Raw genomic sequence first — 14,072 nt, 5'->3', positions numbered from 1 at the left:
CGTGCCTGCCATCAACTCCCCGTTCCCGCGCCGCGGTATGACCGCGCTCCTCGCCCTCCCCCTGCTCGCGCTCGCCGCCTGCGGCTACGGCTCCCAGGCCGGTCACGACGACACCGCGAAGGTCGCCGCCGGGGCCAGGAAGATCGACGGCCTCGACTCCGTCAAGATCGGCTACTTCCCGAACCTCACCCACGGCACCGCGCTGGTGGGCCGGGAGCAGGGCCTGTTCCAGAAGGAACTGGGCGCCACCAAGGCCGATTACGCCACCTTCAACGCCGGGCCCTCCGAGATAGAGGCGCTGAACTCCGGCTCCATCGACATCGGCTGGATCGGCCCGTCCCCGGCGATCAACGGCTACACCAAGTCCGACGGCAAGAGCCTGAAGATCATCGGCGGTTCGGCGTCCGGCGGGGTCAAGCTGGTCGTGAACCCGAAGAAGATCACCTCCCTGAAGGACGTCAGGGGCAAGAAGATCGCCACCCCGCAGCTGGGCAACACGCAGGACGTGGCGTTCCTCAACTGGGTGGCGGAGCAGGGCTGGAAGGTCGATCCGCAGAGCGGCGAGGGCGACGTCACGGTCGTGCGCAGCGACAACAAGGTGACCCCGGACGCCTTCAGGTCCGGTTCCGTCGACGGCGCCTGGGTGCCGGAGCCGACCGCGTCCAAGCTGGTCTCCGAGGGCGGCAAGGTGCTGCTCGACGAGTCCTCGCTGTGGCCGGGGCACACGTTCGTGATCACCAACATCATCGTGCGGCAGGCGTTCCTCAAGGAGCACCCGAAGGCGGTCGAGGCGGTCCTGAAGGCGTCCGTCGAGGCAAACAAGTGGATCAACGCCAACCCGGAGCAGGCGAAGCAGGCCGCGAACAAGCAGCTCGCGGACGACTCCGGCAAGGCACTGCCGGCCGCGGTGCTCGACCCGGCGTGGAAGTCCGTCCGGTTCACCGACGACCCGCTGGCCGCCAGCCTCGGCACCGAGGCGGCGCACGCGGTCAAGGCCGGTCTGCTGGACAAGCCCGACCTCAAGGGGATCTACGACCTGACGATCCTCAACCAGGTGCTCAAGGCCGAGGGCGGACGCCCTGTCGACGCCGCCGGCCTCGGCAGCAGCTGACACCCGCCCGAAGACGTCCCAGGAGGTGACGACCATGGCCACGACCCTCGCCAAGGCCGCGCGGTCGGTGGAGTACGCCGCACGCCTTGAGCATGTCTCGAAGTCCTTCGCCACACCGGACGGGTCCCAGCTCGTCCTGGACGACATCAGCCTCGATGTCGCACCCGGCGAGTTCGTCACCCTCCTGGGGGCCTCGGGGTGCGGCAAGTCCACCCTGCTCAACCTGGTGGCGGGCCTGGACGAGCCCACCGGCGGAACCATCCGCACCGACGGCCGCCCCGCGCTGATGTTCCAGGAACACGCCCTGTTCCCCTGGCTCACCGCCGGGAAGAACATCGAACTCGCCCTCAGGCTGCGGGGGGTCCCCCGCTCCGAGCGGCGCGGCAAGGCCGAGGAACTCCTCGAACTCGTCCGCCTGGGGGGCGCGTACGGCAAGCGCGTGCACGAGCTGTCGGGCGGCATGCGCCAGCGGGTCGCGATGGCCCGCGCACTCGCCCAGGAAAGCCAACTGCTCCTGATGGACGAGCCGTTCGCGGCCCTGGACGCCATCACCCGGGACGTGCTGCACGACGAGCTGACCCGGATCTGGTCGGAGACCGGACTGTCGGTGCTGTTCGTCACGCACAACGTGCGCGAGGCCGTGCGTCTCGCCCAGCGGGTCGTGCTGCTGTCCTCCCGTCCGGGCCGCGTGGCCCGCGAGTGGGAGGTCGGCATCCCGCAGCCGCGCCGCATCGAGGACGCGCCCGTGGCGGAACTGTCCCTGGAGATCACCGAAGTACTGCGTGGGGAGATCCGCCGCCATGGCCAGCACTGACACGACCACCACGAACGCCGCGGCCGCGGGCAGCGTGGAGGCGGGACTCGACGCGCTGGAGACCACGCAGTCGAGCCGTACGCCGCTTCGCAGGACCCTGGTCGACAAGGTCCTGCCGCCCCTCGCCGCGATCCTCGTGGTGCTGGTGGTCTGGCAGGGCCTGATCAGCCTGAAGATCGTGGACGACCCGACCAGACTGCCCACGCCGGGCGCGGTCTGGGGCGCCTTCCGCGAGGACTGGCTCCAGGGCAAGCTGCTCGGCTACATCTGGACCTCCGTCTCGCGCGGTCTGCTCGGCTTCTGCCTCGCGCTGCTGATCGGCACCCCGCTGGGACTGCTGGTGGCGCGGGTGAAGTTCGTGCGCGCGGCCATCGGGCCGATCCTGTCCGGCCTCCAGTCGCTGCCGTCGGTCGCCTGGGTGCCCCCGGCCGTGATCTGGCTGGGCCTGGACAACTCCATGATGTACACCGTGATCCTGCTCGGCGCCGTGCCGTCCATCGCCAACGGGCTGGTCTCCGGCGTGGACCAGGTGCCCCCGCTGTTCCTGCGCGCGGGCCGCACGCTCGGCGCCACCGGGGTCAAGGGCACCTGGCACATCACCCTGCCCGCCGCCCTGCCCGGCTATGTGGCCGGCATGAAGCAGGGCTGGGCCTTCTCCTGGCGCTCGCTGATGGCCGCCGAGATCATCGCGAGCTTCCCCGACCTCGGCACCGGCCTCGGCCAGCTCCTGGAGAACGCCCGCACGGCCAGCGACATGGCCATGGTGTTCGAGGCCATCCTGCTGATCCTGTTCGTCGGCATCGCCATCGACCTGCTGATCTTCAGTCCGCTGGAGCGGTGGGTGCTGCGCAGCCGCGGCCTGTTGGTGAAAGGCTGACCGGCATGGCGGCGCCCGTGCTCCTCGTCATCGCCCACGGCAGCCGCGACGCGCGGCACGCCCGCACCGTGCACGCCCTGGTCGAGCGGGTACGGGCACAGCGTCCCGGGCTGCGTGTGGAGACCGGCTTCCTGGACTTCAACGTGCCGTCGGTGCACGGGGTGCTGGAGTCACTGGCTGCGGAGGGTGTCCGTGACGTCGTGGCCCTGCCGCTGCTGCTCACCCGTGCCTTCCACGCCAAGGCCGACATCCCGGCGGTGCTGCGGGCGGCCCCGGCGCGGCTGCGGATCCGGCAGGCGGAGGTGCTCGGCCCCTCGCCGCTGCTGCTCGCGGCGCTGGAGCGACGGCTGTACGAGGCCGGGCTCAGCCCCGCCGACAAGTCCTCGACCGGGGTCGTGCTGGCCTCGGCGGGGTCCAGCGACCCGGAGGCGATCGCGGTGATCGCCGACATCGCGCGGGAGTGGTGGCACACCGGTTGGTGCGCCGTGCGACCCGCGTTCGCCTCCGCCTCCCTGCCGCGCACCGAGGACGCCGTACGGGACCTGCGCGCGCTCGGCTGCGCCCGGGTCGCCGTGGCGCCGTACGTCCTCGCCCCCGGCTTCCTGCCGGACCGCATCGCGCGCGGCGCGGCCGGCGCGGACGTCCTCGCGGAGGTCCTGGGGCCCGCGCCGGAGGTGGCGCGCCTGCTGCTGCGCCGCTACGACGCCGCGTGCCGCCCGGCGCTCCAGGCGCTCGGCGCCTAGTCCCTCCGGTCGTCGGCCACGGCAGGCTCGCGGGGCGTCACAGGCCCAGGGCCTGCACCAGCTGCCGGGTGTAGGCGAGGCTCGCCGTGCCCGCCGACGCCCCGATGCAGATGTCGTCCAGGGCGGAGCGGATGCGGCCGCGGTTGGGCGGCAGTCCGTCCTCGGCGGACTCCGCGAACGCCGCCTCGATGATCTGGCCCTGGCGGACGAGCCCGGGGCACTCCCTGCGCAGCGCCTCGGTGAGGCGGGCGGAGACGGCGATCAGCGCCTCCAGGGGCGGGGTGCCGTGGGTCAGGTCGAGGCCGACGAACTCACCGTAGGGGCCGGGGCCGTTGACGTGTCCGTAGTCATAGGTGCTCATGTCCAGTCCTCGCTCGTGGTCGGAGGTAGGCCGAAAATCGCCGCTCCTCCAGGTGACCGGTGTCCGTTGACGGCCGTGGACGCGGTAGCGGAAGGGCGTGCAGACGCTCCGGTGCGGGGCCGTAGGGTGTCGTTCCGGCCGTCCGGCGTGCATCACCCTAGGGACAACGGGGCGGACTTGTCGCGTTGTTCGCGGAGCCGTCCCCTTACGGGTGAGGACGTGGTACAAGCCGCCGCGGTCCGGCGTTCCCCTGTGACGTCGGACCACGACGGCACTCCGTTCTGCGTCCGGAGCGGCCCGGTTGTCACAGGGGAAAGTCGAGTCGGCGCTCCTCAGGGGCGGTTATCGGCCACATCGGTGAGCCGCTGTTCGAACTCCGCTTCAGGGCATGCGGACTTCGCCGACGGTGCGGTCCGGCGCCCGCTCGGCCTCGTCGGCCATCCGGACCAGGTCGGCGAGCGGCAGGGAACCGGCGGGCCGGCGCTCGCGGGCGAAGGCGCCGGCGAGGCGCTGGAGGAGTTCGTTGAGCGGGGCCGGGACGCCGTGCAGGCGGCCGAGGAGGGCGATCTCGCCGTTGAGGTAGTCCGCCTCGATGCTGCCGGTGCCGCGCACGAGGGACTGCCAGGAGGACCCGCCGCCGCGCGGGGCCCCGTCCAGCGGGACCAGGGTCACCTTGTCGCCGCGCGCCGCACGCTGCTCCTCGGGGCTCGCGTAGGCGATCCGGGCGGCGTCCAGCACGGCCTCCCCCTCGGCCCGCACCCGCGCGCACAGCGCCTTGGCGGCCTCGCCCTCGACGGGGCCGCTCAGGGCCTCCTGCGCGTTGGCGAGGTTGGCGAGCAGCTTGGCGTACTGCCAGCGGGCCACGTCCGGTACGACCGGCGCCTCGAAGTGCGCGGCGGCGAGATCGGCGGCGATCCGGCGGGCGGTGTCGTCGGTGCCGCCCTGGGCGCGGCCCAGGTGGAGGACGCCGGTGAGCGGGGTGCCCGCGGCGGAGACGACGCCGGGCTCCACGAAGGTGCAGGGCAGCCAGACGCAGACGCCGTACACCCGGCGGAAGCGGCGCAGCGCGAGCCGGGGGCCCTCCACGCCGTTCTGCAGGCAGAGCAGCGGCAGCCGTTCGCCCGCGGTGCCGCCGCCGGCCACGGGCACGTCGGCCCAGGCGTCCAGGGCGGCCACGGTGTCCTGGGTCTTCACGGCGAGCAGCAGGACGTCGTCGGCGCGCAGCCCGCCGAGCGGCCCGGGGCCGTCGACGGCCGGCAACCGGTACGTCGACTCCCCTTCGGGCACCCGCAGTCGCAGCCCGTGCTCACCGAGTGCCGTCAGATGGCTGCCGCGGGCGACGAGGACGACTTCGCGGCCGGCCTGGGCCAGCCGCCCGCCGACGGTTCCGCCGACCGCTCCCGCTCCGATCACGATGTAGCGCATGGTCAGATTCCCTCACCCGTGCTCACGCCGGGGGCGCGGTCAGCTCCGTCAGTTTGACCACGGTGTTCCAGTTCCGGCTGGTGGCGATCAGGTCCTTGGTGGCCCGCGGCCGGCTCAGCGCCTCGGCGAGCTTGGAGCGGCCGAGACCGTCGGGGGCGTACAGGTAGAGGCAGCGGTCGCCGAGGCGGAACTCCTCGGGGAGGTGGGCGACTTGATCGATGTTCGCGTAGCGGTCGGCGGTGACGGCGGCGGAGAAGTAGGTGACGTGCAGTTGCCTGCCCTCCAGTTCGGCGGCCGGGAAGGGGCAGTCGCGCACCACCGCCGCCAGATAGGAGTGGTCGCGCACGAGCACGTCCACCGTGAAGCCGAAGCGTTCCTCGATCGCCCGGGTCAACTCGGCTGCCAGAGAACCCTCGTCACCGTGATCGGCGGTGAACACCGCCTGACCGCTCTGGAGATGGGTGCGGACGCCACGGTGTCCGAGGCCGCCGAGCAGCGTGCGCAGGTCGGCCATCGGGAGCTTCCGGTTGCCGCCGACATTGATCCCGCGCAACAGCGCCGCATAGGTCGTCACACGGTCAGCTTAGAGCGGCCGTCGTGCCCCGTGGGGGCGGGCACGACGACCGGGGCCCGACCCCCGTGGGGGCGGGCTGCGCGAAACAATGCCCGTTCGACGGGGGCCGGATCAACCTCTGAACACAGCTGTGACTTGTTCAACAAGCTTTCGTAATCACAAAGTGGATCTCTGACGGCGGAACGGACATCCCAAGACGCCCGGCGGGCGCGGGCCCGCGCGAGTGGGAGACTGACCGGGGGAAACGGCATGTGCCGGGTCCCCGGACAGCGGCTCGGAAGACGGCGGCACGGAGGCACCACGATGGACGAGGCACGGGCGCGGGACGTACTGGCCGCGGCGGGAGTACCCGCGGTCGCGGCCGGTGACGCGAGTCTGCTCGCGCTCGGCGAGAACGCGGTGTTCGCGGCAGGCGACCTGGTCGTCAAGGTGGGGCGCGACGCAGAACTGCTGGAGCGGGCGCGGCGCGAGGTGCGCATCGCCGGCTGGCTCGCGGAGGCGGGCGTGCCCGCGGTGCGGGCGGCCGAGCCGGAGCCTCGGCTGGTGGGGGGCCACCCGGTGACCGTGTGGCACCGGCTGCCCGACGCCGTGCGACCCGCCGAGCCCCGTGACCTGGCCGAGCTGCTGCGGCTCGTGCACGCGCTGCCCGACGCCCCGTTCGCGCTGCCGCCCCGGGAGCTGCTGGGCGGGGTGGAGCGCTGGCTGCGGCTCGCGGGCGAGGCGATCGACCCCGGGGACGCGGCCTATCTGCGCGAGCGCCGGGACGGCTTCGCGGCGGCCGCGGCGGCGCTGACGCCCCGTCTGTCGCCGGGCCCCATCCATGGCGACGCGCTGCCCCGCAATGTGCACATCGGGCCCGAGGGACCGGTCCTGGTCGACCTGGAGACCTTCTCCGCCGACCTGCGCGAGCACGACCTGGTGGTGATGGCCCTCTCCCGCGACCGGTACGGGCTGCCGGCCGAGTCGTACTACTCCTTCACCGAGGCCTACGGCTGGGACGTGCGCGAGTGGGAGGGCTGCTCGGTGCTGCGCGGCGCCCGCGAGACCGCCAGCTGCGCCTGGGTCGCCCAGCACGCGCCGAGCAATCCCAAGGCCCTGGCCGAGTTCCGCCGCAGGGTGGCGTCCCTTCGGGACGGGGACGAGTCGGTGCGCTGGTATCCGTTCTGATCCGGCACCGTCGCCGAGGCCCCGACGGCCCCCTCACACCGCTTCGGCCGTCAGCTCCCGCAGCGGCCACATCCCGTCCACCACCGCCGTCGCGTCCCCCTTGCGGCGCAGGAAGGCCTGGAAGTCGGCCGCCCACGCGGCGTACCACTCGATCTGCCGGCGGTGCAGTTCCGCCGGGCCGAGGGCGGCGATCTTCGGGTGGCGGACGGCTATCGCGGCGGCCAGGCGGGCCGCGGCGAGGGCGTCCGCGGACGCGTCGTGCGCCGCGTCCAGGACCGTGCCGTACTCCGCGCAGACCGCTTCCAGGTTCCGCTTGCCGCGCCGGTAGCGGTCCACCCAGCGGTCGATGGCGTACGGGTCGATCACCGGGGCGGGGGCGAGCCCGCCGAGGCGGTCGGCGAGGGACGGCAGTCCGTGGCGGCGCAGTTCGGCGGAGAGCAGGGTGAGGTCGAAGGCCGCGTTGTAGGCGACGACCGGGACGCCCGTCCTCCAGTACGACACCAGCGCCTCGGCGATGGCGTCGGCCACCCGGTCGGCGGGTTGGCCCTCGGCCGTCGCCCGTTCGTTGCTGATCCCGTGCACGGCGACCGCGTCGGCCGGGATCTCCACGCCCGGATCGGCCAGCCACTCCCGGTGGCCCAGCGGCTCACCTGCTCTGACCTCGATCACCGCGCCGGTGACGATGCGCGCCTCGCGCGGATCCGTGCCGGTCGTCTCCAGGTCGAAGCCGACCAGCAGCTCCTGGTGCCAGCCCATGGGCGGTCCCCCTTCTGTGTGGTGCGTTCCCCCAGTGGTCTCCACCCTCGCACGGGGCACTGACAATCAGAGGACCGCGTTCCGCTTCCCCCGGGGATACTTCAGGACACAGGGCGCGAATCCGTCCAAGCCAGCTCGAATTCCTCGCGGTAGGTCGGGAAGAGCCCGGCCTCGACCGCGTCGTCCGACGTGACCAGGCGGCTGCCGTTGCGCAGCACCAGGACCGGCGACTCCATGCCCCGCGCCCCGCGCAGATAGGACTGCACCACGGCGACGCCGTCGGCGCCGTCGCCGTCCACCAGGTAGGCCGTGAAGCGGGGCGTCTCGTCGTACACCTGGATCTCGAAGGCGCCCGGGTCGCGCAGCCGGGCGCGCACCCGGCGCATGTGCAGGATGTTCATCTCGACGGAGCGGCTCAGTTCGCCCCGTTTCATCCCGAGTTCGCGCTCGCGGCGCTTGACCGAGCTGGAGGCGGGGTTGAGGAAGAGCAGCCGGACCCGGCAGCCGGACTCGGCGAGCCGGACCAGGCGCCGCCCGGAGAAGTTCTGCACCAGCAGGTTGAGGCCGATGCCGATGGCGTCCAGGCGGCGGGCGCCGCCGAAGATGTCCTCGGCCGGGAACTGGCGCATCAGCCGCACCCGGTCGGAGTGCACGGCGACCACGTCGGCGTACCGGTCGCCGACCAGGTCCTCGACCGCGTCGACCGGCAGCCGGCGCGCGGAGGGCACGTCGCCGCCCGCGCCGAGCATCTCCAGGAGCCGGGCCGAGGCGCGCTCCGCCTGGCCGAGCACCGCCTCGGACAGGGCGCGGTTGCGGGAGACGACATTGCGCGTCACCTCCAGCTCGTCCAGGGCGAGTTCGAGGTCGCGGCGCTCGTCGAAGTAGGGCTCGAAGCAGGGCCAGTGCTGCACCATCAGCTCGCGCAGCTGGGGCAGCGTCAGGAAGCTGAGCACGTTGTCGTCGGCCGGGTCGAGCAAGTAGCCCTTGCGGCGGCTGACCTCGCGGACGGCGACCGCGCGCTGCACCCATTCCTGGCCGGCCGGTCCGGCGGCGGCGACCACCCACTCGTCGCCGTGCACCGGCTCGTACACGGGGCGCAGGACCGCGGCGACGACCGAACGCAGCCGCTGTTCCACGAGGTTCAGCCAGATGTAGGCCCGGCCGGCCCGCTGGGCGCGGGTGCGCACCTCGTGCCAGGCGTCGGCGCCCCAGTCCAGCTCCGGCCCGATGGACCCCGCGTCCATCGGCCGTGCCAGGGACACCGCGCCGGGCGGGACGTCCGGGGAGTTCCCCTCGTGACCCTCGTCACCAGGGGGCAGCTCCAGCCCTCCCGAGCCCACCCGTGCACCGCCTTCCGTCCCCGGGCCTTTCCCGTCTCAACGATCAAGGAAGGGTACTCCGGGAGCGCTGCGCGGTGCAGCCGGATGGACAGGTCGGTTCTCCGCCTGCTTTGCTCAACTGCTTGGCGTTTCGGGGCCGTTCCCCGCCGTCCGCGCACGGGGAGTGAGCGGTTTCATAGCCGTGGGTACCCGGCCGGGTCCGTTCCCGCTTTCGGGGAGACTTCGTGCCGTCGCGCGGACCGGCCCCCGGGCGGGCCGCCCACCTGGGAGAGTCGTGTCCATGCAGGTCTGGCCTGGCGAGGCGTATCCGCTCGGCGCCACCTATGACGGCGCCGGTACCAACTTCGCGGTCTTCACGGAGGCCGCGGACCGAGTGGAGCTGTGTCTGCTGCACGACGACGGCTCGGAGACGGCGGTGGAACTGCGCGAGAGCGACGCGTTCGTGCGGCACGCGTACGTGCCGGGGGTGATGCCCGGGCAGCGGTACGGGTTCCGGGTGCACGGCCCCTACGACCCCGGGCGCGGGCTGCGCTGCAACGCGGCGAAGCTGCTGCTCGACCCGTACGCGAAGGCGGTCAGCGGCTCGGTCCGGTGGGGCGAGGAGGTGTACGGCTACCACTTCGACGCGCCCGAGCGGCGCAACGACCTGGACTCGGCGCCGCACACCATGGCCTCGGTGGTGATCAACCCGTACTTCGACTGGGGCGACGACCGGCCGCCGCGCACCGAGTACCACCACACGGTGATCTACGAGGCGCACGTCAAGGGCCTGACCATGCGTCACCCGGACCTTCCGGAGGAACTGCGCGGCACCTACGCGGGGCTCGCCCACCCGGCGGTCATCGAACACCTGACCAAGCTCGGGGTGACCGCGCTCGAACTCATGCCCGTACACCAGTTCGTGAACGACCACCGGCTGGCGGACCTGGGCCTGAGCAACTACTGGGGCTACAACACCATCGGCTTCTTCGCCCCGCACAACGCGTACGCCTCCTGGGGCGACCGCGGCCAGCAGGTGCTGGAGTTCAAGTCGGCGGTCCGGGCGCTGCACGAGGCCGGGATCGAGGTCATCCTGGACGTCGTGTACAACCACACCGCCGAGGGCAACCACCTGGGCCCGACGCTGTCCTTCAAGGGCATCGACAACCCCTCGTACTACCGGCTCGCGGACGATCCCCGCTACTACACGGACACCACCGGCACCGGCAACTCGCTGCTGATGCGCTCCCCGCACGTACTCCAGATGATCATGGACTCGCTGCGCTACTGGGTCACCGAGATGCACGTCGACGGCTTCCGCTTCGACCTCGCCGCCACCCTGGCCCGGCAGTTCCACGAGGTGGACCGGCTGTCCTCGTTCTTCGACCTGGTGCAGCAGGACCCTGTGGTCTCGCAGGTGAAGCTGATCGCCGAGCCCTGGGACGTGGGCGAGGGCGGCTACCAGGTGGGCAACTTCCCGCCGCTGTGGACCGAGTGGAACGGCAAGTACCGCGACACCGTGCGCGACCTGTGGCGCGGCGAACCGCGGACGCTCGCGGAGTTCGCCTCCCGGCTGACCGGCTCCTCCGACCTCTACCAGGACGACGGCCGCCGCCCGCTGGCCTCCGTCAACTTCGTCACCTGCCACGACGGCTTCACCCTGCGCGACCTGGTGTCGTACGACGAGAAGCACAACGAGGCCAACGGGGAGGACAACCAGGACGGCGAAGGCCACAACCGGTCCTGGAACTGCGGTGCGGAGGGGGACACCGACGATCCGGGCGTGCGCGCGCTGCGCGACCGCCAGACGCGCAACTTCCTCGCCACGCTGATGCTGTCCCAGGGCGTGCCGATGATCAGCCACGGCGACGAGTTCGCCCGCACCCAGCGCGGCAACAACAACGCCTACTGCCAGGACAACGAGCTGTCCTGGCTGCACTGGCCCGAGGACGGCGGGGAGCTGCTGGAGTTCCTGCGCACGATGGTGTGGCTGCGCCGCGACCACCCCGTGCTGCGCCGCCGCCGCTTCTTCCACGGCCGCCCGGTGGAGGGCACCCACGACGAGCTGTCCGACATCGCCTGGTTCACCCCCGAGGGCGCGGAGATGACCCAGCGGGACTGGAACTCGGCGCGGGCGTCCGCGCTGACGGTGTTCCTCAACGGCAACGCCATCTCCGAGCCGGGTCCGCGCGGGGAGCGGATCACCGACGACTCCTTCCTGCTGATGTTCAACGCCTCCCCGGCGCCGCTGGAATTCCGGGTACCGGTGGACCACGGCAGACAGTGGCAGGTGGTGGTCGACACGGCCCGCCCGGAAGGGATCGCGCCGGGCTCGGGGGCGAAGGTGGGGGCGGGCGACCGGCTGACGCTGGACGACCGCAGCCTCACGGTCCTCCAGCGGCCGGCGTAGGACGGCGGGGGCGGGGAGGACGGCGGGGGCGGGGTGGGCCATGTGGGCGAGCGGACGTGAGCCGCCTCGCCCACCGGCGCCGCCCCGGTGACACGAAATGCTCCGGGACGGGTACGTAGGTCCCCATGACCTCTGCGCGACCCGGACCGGGGGTGCCCACGGCCACCTACCGGCTTCAGCTCCAGCCCGCCTTCCCGTTCTCCGCCGCCGCGGCGGCCGTCCCGTACCTGGCGTCGCTCGGCGTCTCCCATCTGCACCTGTCCCCCGTCCTGGAGGCCGTCCCCGGCTCCACGCACGGCTACGACGTCGTGGACCACTCCCGCGTCCGCGCCGAGCTCGGCGGCGAGGAGGGACTGCGGGCCCTGTCCAGGACCGCCCGGGAGCACGGCCTGGGCCTGGTCCTCGACATCGTGCCCAACCACATGGCGGCGGCGCCCCGGCACAACCGCGCCCTGTGGGAGGTGCTGCGCGAGGGCCCCGAGTCGCCGTACGCGCGCTGGTTCGACATCGACTGGGACGCCGGGGGCGGCCGGGTGCTGCTGCCGGTGCTGGGCGGCCCGCTCGGCGCCGAGCTGGAGCACCTGGCGGCCGACGGCGACGTGCTGCGCTACCGCGACCACGTCCTGCCGCTCCGCGCCGGCACCGCGCACCTGCCGCTGCCCGAGCTGCTGGACGCCCAGTGGTACCGCCCGGTGTGGTGGCGGCTGGCCCGCACCGAGCTGAACTACCGCCGGTTCTTCAGCATCTCGGAGCTGATCGGGGTGCGGGTCGAGGACCCCGGGGTCTTCGACGCCACCCACGCCAAGATCCTCCAGCTGCTGGACGAGGGCGTGGCCGACGGGCTGCGCGTCGACCACCCCGACGGGCTCGCCGACCCCGACGCCTACCTCGCCCGGCTGCACGAGGCGAGCGGCGGCCGCTGGACGGTGATCGAGAAGATCCTCGCCGACGACGAGCACCTGCCCGCCTCCTGGCCGGTCGCGGGCACCACCGGCTACGACGCCCTGCGCCGGATCGACGGCCTGTTCACGGACCCGGACGGCGCGTGCGAACTCCTCACGGAATACCGCCGGTTCGCGGCCCCGCAGGCGGACCGGGGCGGCGTCTGGGACGCCACGGCGCGCCGGGCCGCCTACAAGGTGCTCACGCACGAGCTGGCCACCGAGACCGAGCGGCTCACCCGGGTCGCCACCCGGCTGTGCGCCACCTCGCCGGACCTCGCGCTGCGCGACCGGGCGCCCTGGGCGCTGCGCACGGCCCTGGAGGAACTCCTGGTCCGCATGCGGGTGTACCGGCCGTACGCCTGCGGGGACGCGGCCGCGGTCATCACCGAGCAGGCCGCCGAGGAGGCCCGGCTCGCCTTCGTGGTGCCCGAGGAGGCGACGGCCGTCGACCTCGTGCGCCGGCTGCTCGTGGAGCCGCCCGGCGACCCGGCCGCGCCGGACCACGCCGACCGGCTGGAGCTGCGTACCCGGTTCGCGCAGGCGGCCTCGGCGCTGCGGGCCAAGTCCGTCGAGGACACCGCGTTCTACCGCTATGTGCCGCTGCTGTCGGCGACCGAGGTGGGCGGCGACCCGGGCAGGCCCGGCGTGTCCCCGCGCGAGTTCCACGCGTACTGCGCCCGTGTCCAGCACGACCGGCCGCTCACCGGTACGGCGGTGACCACGCACGACACCAAACGCAGCGCCGACGTCCGCGCCGCCCTCGCCGTCCTCACCGAATGCCCCGGCCGCTGGGCGGAGCTGGTGGCCGGGGCGACCCGGCCCGAGGAGGGCACACCGGACGGGCAGCTGGTCTGGGCGGCCTGGCAGACGGTGTTCGGGCTGGGTCCGGCCGAGGAGGAGCGGGTACGGCGGTACCTGCTGAAGCATGTGCGCGAGGCCGGCATGTACACCAGTTGGACGGAGCGCGAGGCGCCGTACGAGGAGGCGGTGGCCGCCTTCGTCACGGCCGGCCCGTGCGGTCCGCCGGGCGAACGCGTGGCCGCCTTCCGCAAGTCGCTGGAGCCGCACATCCGTGCCAACGTCCTCGGCACGGCGCTGGTGCACCTGACGATGCCGGGGGTGCCGGACGTGTACCAGGGCGCCGAGGGCGAGTTCAGGGCGCTGGTGGACCCGGACAACCGGGCGGCGGTGAGTCTGCCGCCGGAAACCCCGGACGAGAAGGCGGCGTTGACGCGGGCGGCGCTGCGGCTGCGTGCCCGCAGGCCCGGTGCCTTCGGCGCGTCCGCGTCGTACGGGCCGCTGGCCGCCGAGGGTGCGGCGGCGGAGCACTGCACGGCCTTCACCCGCTCCGGAGAGGTGATCACGGCGGTGACCCGCCTGTCGCTGCGGCTCGCCGAGTCGGGCGGCTGGCGGGACACCCGCCTGCCGCTGCCGCCCGGACGGTGGGCGGACGTGCTGACACCGCGCCGGGAGTTCAGCGGCTGTGTACGACTCGACGAGCTCTTCGGTCCGTTGCCGGTGGCGCTGCTGGAGCGGATCACGGAGGGGTGAGGGTCGCTTCGCCGTGCCGC

The 14,072-nt window shown here is 72.9% G+C and carries 12 protein-coding genes; 7 read left to right on the top strand and 5 right to left on the bottom strand.

The annotated features are described in order from the left end of the window. Window positions 1–37: 37 nt before the first annotated feature. From ACWDD7_RS03370 to ACWDD7_RS03355, 4 genes are read left to right on the top strand one after another with little or no spacing between them, the layout of a single operon-like run. Window positions 38–1,111, top strand: a complete 1,074-nt coding sequence (locus tag ACWDD7_RS03370; RefSeq protein WP_450456349.1) for an aliphatic sulfonate ABC transporter substrate-binding protein — start codon at window positions 38–40, stop codon at window positions 1,109–1,111. Window positions 1,112–1,145: 34 nt separating this feature from the next. Further along, on the top strand, window positions 1,146–1,925 hold the full coding sequence (locus ACWDD7_RS03365) for an ABC transporter ATP-binding protein (RefSeq protein WP_450456036.1): 780 nt from the start codon (window positions 1,146–1,148) through the stop codon (window positions 1,923–1,925). Further along, window positions 1,912–2,802: an ABC transporter permease gene (locus tag ACWDD7_RS03360; protein ID WP_450456035.1), complete on the top strand. Its 891-nt coding sequence runs from the start codon at window positions 1,912–1,914 to the stop codon at window positions 2,800–2,802. Before ACWDD7_RS03365 ends, ACWDD7_RS03360 begins: the two co-directional genes overlap by 14 nt. Window positions 2,803–2,807: 5 nt before the next feature. Next, window positions 2,808–3,545 carry a sirohydrochlorin chelatase gene (locus tag ACWDD7_RS03355; RefSeq protein WP_450456033.1) on the top strand — a complete coding sequence of 246 codons (738 nt, stop codon included), beginning with the start codon at window positions 2,808–2,810 and terminating at the stop codon, window positions 3,543–3,545. A 37-nt stretch (window positions 3,546–3,582) separates the two neighbouring features. On the opposite strand, the gene ACWDD7_RS03350 is transcribed toward ACWDD7_RS03355, so the two are convergent. The 3 genes from ACWDD7_RS03350 to ACWDD7_RS03340 all read right to left on the bottom strand — a co-directional run bounded on the left by ACWDD7_RS03350 (window position 3,583) and on the right by ACWDD7_RS03340 (window position 5,905). After that, a complete protein-coding gene (locus ACWDD7_RS03350) occupies window positions 3,583–3,906 on the bottom strand; it encodes a hypothetical protein (protein WP_351866461.1) in 324 nt (107 codons plus the stop codon). Window positions 3,907–4,287: 381 nt separating this feature from the next. Further along, complete coding sequence (locus ACWDD7_RS03345; RefSeq protein ID WP_450456031.1) at window positions 4,288–5,331, bottom strand: ketopantoate reductase family protein; 1,044 nt, start codon at window positions 5,329–5,331, stop codon at window positions 4,288–4,290. Window positions 5,332–5,353: 22 nt separating this feature from the next. Beyond that, on the bottom strand, window positions 5,354–5,905 hold the full coding sequence (locus tag ACWDD7_RS03340; protein WP_450456029.1) for a DUF1697 domain-containing protein: 552 nt from the start codon (window positions 5,903–5,905) through the stop codon (window positions 5,354–5,356). A gap of 303 nt (window positions 5,906–6,208) precedes the next feature. Between ACWDD7_RS03340 and ACWDD7_RS03335 the strand changes: the two genes are divergently transcribed. Further along, the gene (locus tag ACWDD7_RS03335) at window positions 6,209–7,072 is read left to right on the top strand and encodes a phosphotransferase (RefSeq protein WP_450456028.1); all 864 of its coding nucleotides are present in this window, start codon (window positions 6,209–6,211) and stop codon (window positions 7,070–7,072) included. A gap of 33 nt (window positions 7,073–7,105) precedes the next feature. Here the strand turns inward: ACWDD7_RS03335 and ACWDD7_RS03330 are convergent, their stop codons facing one another. Next, the gene (locus tag ACWDD7_RS03330; RefSeq protein ID WP_351866450.1) at window positions 7,106–7,828 is read right to left on the bottom strand and encodes a 3'-5' exonuclease; all 723 of its coding nucleotides are present in this window, start codon (window positions 7,826–7,828) and stop codon (window positions 7,106–7,108) included. 101 nt (window positions 7,829–7,929) lie between these two features. Then, on the bottom strand, window positions 7,930–9,168 hold the full coding sequence (locus tag ACWDD7_RS03325) for an SAV2148 family HEPN domain-containing protein (RefSeq protein ID WP_351866448.1): 1,239 nt from the start codon (window positions 9,166–9,168) through the stop codon (window positions 7,930–7,932). Window positions 9,169–9,448: 280 nt separating this feature from the next. Between ACWDD7_RS03325 and glgX the strand changes: the two genes are divergently transcribed. Both glgX and treY read left to right on the top strand, forming a co-directional pair. After that, window positions 9,449–11,557, top strand: coding sequence for a glycogen debranching protein GlgX (gene glgX / locus ACWDD7_RS03320; protein ID WP_351866445.1), 2,109 nt, complete (start codon window positions 9,449–9,451; stop codon window positions 11,555–11,557). A 125-nt stretch (window positions 11,558–11,682) separates the two neighbouring features. Then, complete coding sequence (gene treY, locus ACWDD7_RS03315) at window positions 11,683–14,052, top strand: malto-oligosyltrehalose synthase (RefSeq protein ID WP_450456026.1); 2,370 nt, start codon at window positions 11,683–11,685, stop codon at window positions 14,050–14,052. Window positions 14,053–14,072 lie beyond the last annotated feature (20 nt).

This window comes from Streptomyces sp. NPDC001056, assembly GCF_053598955.1.
Note: the sequence above shows the minus strand (reverse complement) of the source record. Positions and strands in the feature narration are given on the sequence as shown.

What these genes read in the sequence shown, in the direction of transcription:
- ACWDD7_RS03370 (WP_450456349.1), top strand. Translation starts at nt 38, where the DNA reads ATGACCGCGCTCCTCGCCCTCCCCCTGCTCGCGCTCGCCGCCTGCGGC.
- ACWDD7_RS03365 (WP_450456036.1), top strand. Translation starts at nt 1,146, where the DNA reads ATGGCCACGACCCTCGCCAAGGCCGCGCGGTCGGTGGAGTACGCCGCA.
- ACWDD7_RS03360 (WP_450456035.1), top strand. Translation starts at nt 1,912, where the DNA reads ATGGCCAGCACTGACACGACCACCACGAACGCCGCGGCCGCGGGCAGC.
- ACWDD7_RS03355 (WP_450456033.1), top strand. Translation starts at nt 2,808, where the DNA reads ATGGCGGCGCCCGTGCTCCTCGTCATCGCCCACGGCAGCCGCGACGCG.
- ACWDD7_RS03350 (WP_351866461.1), bottom strand. Translation starts at nt 3,906, where the DNA reads ATGAGCACCTATGACTACGGACACGTCAACGGCCCCGGCCCCTACGGT.
- ACWDD7_RS03345 (WP_450456031.1), bottom strand. Translation starts at nt 5,331, where the DNA reads ATGCGCTACATCGTGATCGGAGCGGGAGCGGTCGGCGGAACCGTCGGC.
- ACWDD7_RS03335 (WP_450456028.1), top strand. Translation starts at nt 6,209, where the DNA reads ATGGACGAGGCACGGGCGCGGGACGTACTGGCCGCGGCGGGAGTACCC.
- ACWDD7_RS03330 (WP_351866450.1), bottom strand. Translation starts at nt 7,828, where the DNA reads ATGGGCTGGCACCAGGAGCTGCTGGTCGGCTTCGACCTGGAGACGACC.
- glgX (WP_351866445.1), top strand. Translation starts at nt 9,449, where the DNA reads ATGCAGGTCTGGCCTGGCGAGGCGTATCCGCTCGGCGCCACCTATGAC.
- treY (WP_450456026.1), top strand. Translation starts at nt 11,683, where the DNA reads ATGACCTCTGCGCGACCCGGACCGGGGGTGCCCACGGCCACCTACCGG.